The sequence below is a fragment of the Thomasclavelia sp. genome, from assembly GCF_017889095.1.
Taxonomy (GTDB): Bacteria; Bacillota_I; Bacilli_A; order Erysipelotrichales; family Coprobacillaceae; genus Thomasclavelia.
Genome location: NZ_JAGHEW010000267.1, coordinates 1 through 3,628, shown reverse-complemented (window position 1 = coordinate 3,628; position 3,628 = coordinate 1). Strand labels below are relative to the sequence as shown.

Sequence of the window (3,628 nt, the reverse complement as noted above, 5' to 3'; positions counted from 1 at the left end):
CCATGTTCTTTTGCCATGATAAAATCATAAGCCTGAGCAATTCTGGCAGCTTCTTCAATTTCTTTTTGACTAGCATCTTTTTTTCCAAAGCGGATATTTTGAGCAATCGTACCACTAAATAAAATCGCTTTTTGCGGTATAACACCTAATTTATCCCTTAACTCTAATAAATCATAATCACGTATATCACGGTCATTGATCTTAATACTTCCGCTAGTAACATCATAAAATCTTGGAATCAAATTCACTAGTGTACTTTTACCAGAACCGGTACTACCGATAAAGGCCACTGTCTGTCCTTTTGTAGCTTTGAAATTAATATTCGATAAAACTGGTTCCTCACCATCAGGATAAACAAAAGTTACATGATCAAATTCAATACTTACTTTAGATTCCTCTTGATCATTTTTAGGTTGATTTTTGATCAATGGTTCCAAGGCAAATACTTGTTCAATTCGTTTGGCAGAAACTTCAGCTCGTGGATACATCATAAACACCGTACAAAATAACATAATGGAAAACATCGCATGGAATAAATAATCCATAAAAGCTACTAATTTACCAATTTCCAAATTTCCACTGGCGATCAAATGCGCAGCGGTCCAATAAATCAACATGCCTGCAATATTCATCAACATAAAGAAAATTGGCTGTGTCATGGTCATAATTTTAAATAATCTTTTTGAAAACTTGGCAAAGCGATGATTAGTATCCATAAAGCGAGCTTGTTCATGATCATCATTATCAAAAGCGCGAATAACTCTAATTCCACTTAAATTTTCTCGAGAAATTCGATTTAGATCATCTAATGAATTTTGCTGATTCTCGGAAATTGGTTTCGTCACTTTCGCAACGACAAATACCCCTAAAATAATTAGCGGAATCGTTCCCCCGATTATATAAGATAATGAAAGTGATGCTCTTGCCGTCATAATAAAACTAAAAATAAACATAATTGGTGTCATCAATGCCGTTCTAAGCAAAACATTGACAAACTGCTGAATTTGAAAAGCATCATTATTGGTTCTTGTAATCATTGAAGAAATTCCAATTTGATTAAACTCATTGGCTGTAAATTGTTGTACTTTGGTAAACAAGTCATTACGCATATCCCGAGTTATCGCCGTTGAAATTTTAGCGCAGCAATAACCTAAACAAATTGTACCAGCAACCCCAATGATTGATACTAGTAAAATACAGCCACCCATCATATAAATAAAATTAAGATCCTGGTTTTCTACTCCAACATCGATCATAGTCGCTACAATAGTTGGAATCCCTAGTTCGACTAAAATAAAGCCAAACACCGAAATTACATTAAAAAAGAATAGTAATTTATAATTCTTTAAATACTTTAAAATTAAACGCATTGGTTACTCTCCTTTCTCTTATTGTGCTACGGTACACAATATGATAAACTATAAGGTAACCTTATAGTCAATAGGAGAAAAATAATGAAAGAAAAACTTTTTAATTGTGGAACTTTCGCAAAAATATGTGGCGTTGAAAAACATGTTCTTTTTCATTATGACCAAATTGGATTATTCAAACCCATTTATGTTAATGAAAAAGGTTATCGCTTTTACTCATACCGTCAATATGATACTTTTAAAGTCATTATGGCACTTAAAAAGATCGGTATGTCATTAAAAGACATTCAAATCTATTTAGATCAAAGAAATCCCCAACTCTTTACCGAATTATTAGATCAGCAAGAAACAAAACTATTAGAAAAAATCAATGAACTACAACAAATTCATGAAATGATTACTAAATTTAAAACTTATACTAACGAAGCTTTAACTACCGATCACAGTCAAATTAAACTAGTTTATTTTCCAAAAACTTATTTAACCCTATCAGCCAATTTAGAAAATACTACCTCTAATGGTTTTGCTGATTTTATGGCTGATTACACCTCATTTATCGAAAACAATCAGGTTTTAAGTGGTGAATTTGTTGGTATCATGACCAAAGTAGACAATATATATAATAATCAGTTTTCTAATTATTCATATTTGTTTACTCCTACTAATCAACATAATAAAACTAGTTTTATCAAAAAAGCTGGCTATTATCTATGCGGTTATCACCATGGCGGCTATGATGGCTTAGAAAGCACTTATCAAAAAATGTTGCAATATGCAAATGATCACCAAATCGAATTAGGCAAGTTTGCTTATGAAGAATATATTATTTTTGATATTAGTGAAAAATCACCAGATAATTATCTAACTAGGATTACAATTGAACTAAAAGAAGAAAGCTAATTATATAACTTTCATTTTCTGATTAAAAATGCTAATCTAATAGTCATGGAGGTATTAATATGAAACAAATAAAAGATATTAAAATTGAAAATTTACAAGATAATTTAATTTATCCGATTTATAAAGATCAGTTTATTGATCCACAAATTTCAAAACAATTAAACTGTAATCTTGATAATTTAGTTAATAAAAACTATCAGGAAGTTACAGTTATTCATACTCTTGAAAAATATAATTTCAAAACGATTACTTTTATTGGTCTAGGATCATCTAATCAAATTGACGCAACTAAAATCAAAGCAATTGCCACTTTAATCAAACTAGATGCTCCTAGCAATATTTATCTAGAACATCTAGCTACTAATAGCCTTGATATCCACACGATTACTAGAATCTTAGTTCAAGAATATCTAGTAAACAACTATCAAGAATGCAAAATTGGTCATCAGATCAAAGAAATCCCTGAATTAAATATCCTTTATAGCCAGGAAGATTTACAAACAGAAATTGAAACAGCAACTGCTTTTGGAAATGGTATCAACTACGCTAGAAAAATCAGTGATTTACCATCTAATTTAATGACCCCTGACGATCTAGTAGACGAAGCGTTAAAACTAAGTAAAGAATATCCACAATTAGAATGTACGATCATCAATAAAAGTAATTTAGAAAAAATGCAAGCTGGTGGTATTTTAGCAGTCAACCAAGGAAGCCATATTCCGGCTTATATGATTTGTTTAGAATATAATAACGATGATGGTCCTTACACGGCTGTTATTGGTAAGGGAATAACTTTTGATTCTGGTGGATATAACATTAAAGGTAATAGTTATGGAATGAAATATGATATGTGCGGTGCTGGTGATGTTTTAGGAATTATGAAAATATTAGCAGCTACAAACGCTAAAGCTAATGTATATGGCATCATTCCAACTACTGAAAACTTAATTAATGGTAGTGCTTATAAACCACAAGATGTTATTACTACTTTATCTAAAAAAACGGTTGAAATTGTCAGTACTGATGCTGAAGGACGCTTAATTCTTGCCGACGCAATCACTTATAGCCAACGATTAGGTGCAACTAAGATCATTGATCTAGCAACCTTAACCGGTGCTTGTATTGCTGCTTTAGGTGATTTATATACTGGTGTTTTTAGTAACGATGATGATTTTTATCAAGAGTTTGTTAAAGCGATGAAATACAGTAATGAAAAAGGATGGCGTTTACCAATCGCTAAAGAATATTTTGATAAGTTAAAATCAAATAGTGCTGATTTTAAAAATTCAGTTGGTAAACCCGGTGCTGGAGCAAGCATTGCTGCCAATTTTTTAGAAGCCTTTGTTGAAAAAGGAACT

General features: G+C 31.4%; 3 protein-coding genes. 2 read left to right on the top strand and 1 reads right to left on the bottom strand.

All coding sequences use genetic code 11. From position 1 onward, the window contains the following. The coding region (locus J7M77_RS11910; RefSeq protein WP_296878830.1) for an ABC transporter ATP-binding protein at positions 1-1,370 on the bottom strand (1,370 nt) is incomplete at its 3' end. An 84-nt stretch (positions 1,371-1,454) separates the two neighbouring features. Here J7M77_RS11910 and J7M77_RS11905 point away from each other — a divergent pair. Both J7M77_RS11905 and J7M77_RS11900 read left to right on the top strand, forming a co-directional pair. After that, positions 1,455-2,270 carry a MerR family transcriptional regulator gene (locus tag J7M77_RS11905; protein WP_296878828.1) on the top strand — a complete coding sequence of 272 codons (816 nt, stop codon included), beginning with the start codon at positions 1,455-1,457 and terminating at the stop codon, positions 2,268-2,270. Positions 2,271-2,329: 59 nt separating this feature from the next. Further along, a partial coding sequence (locus tag J7M77_RS11900) for a leucyl aminopeptidase family protein (RefSeq protein ID WP_296878826.1) occupies positions 2,330-3,628 on the top strand: 1,299 nt, incomplete at its 3' end.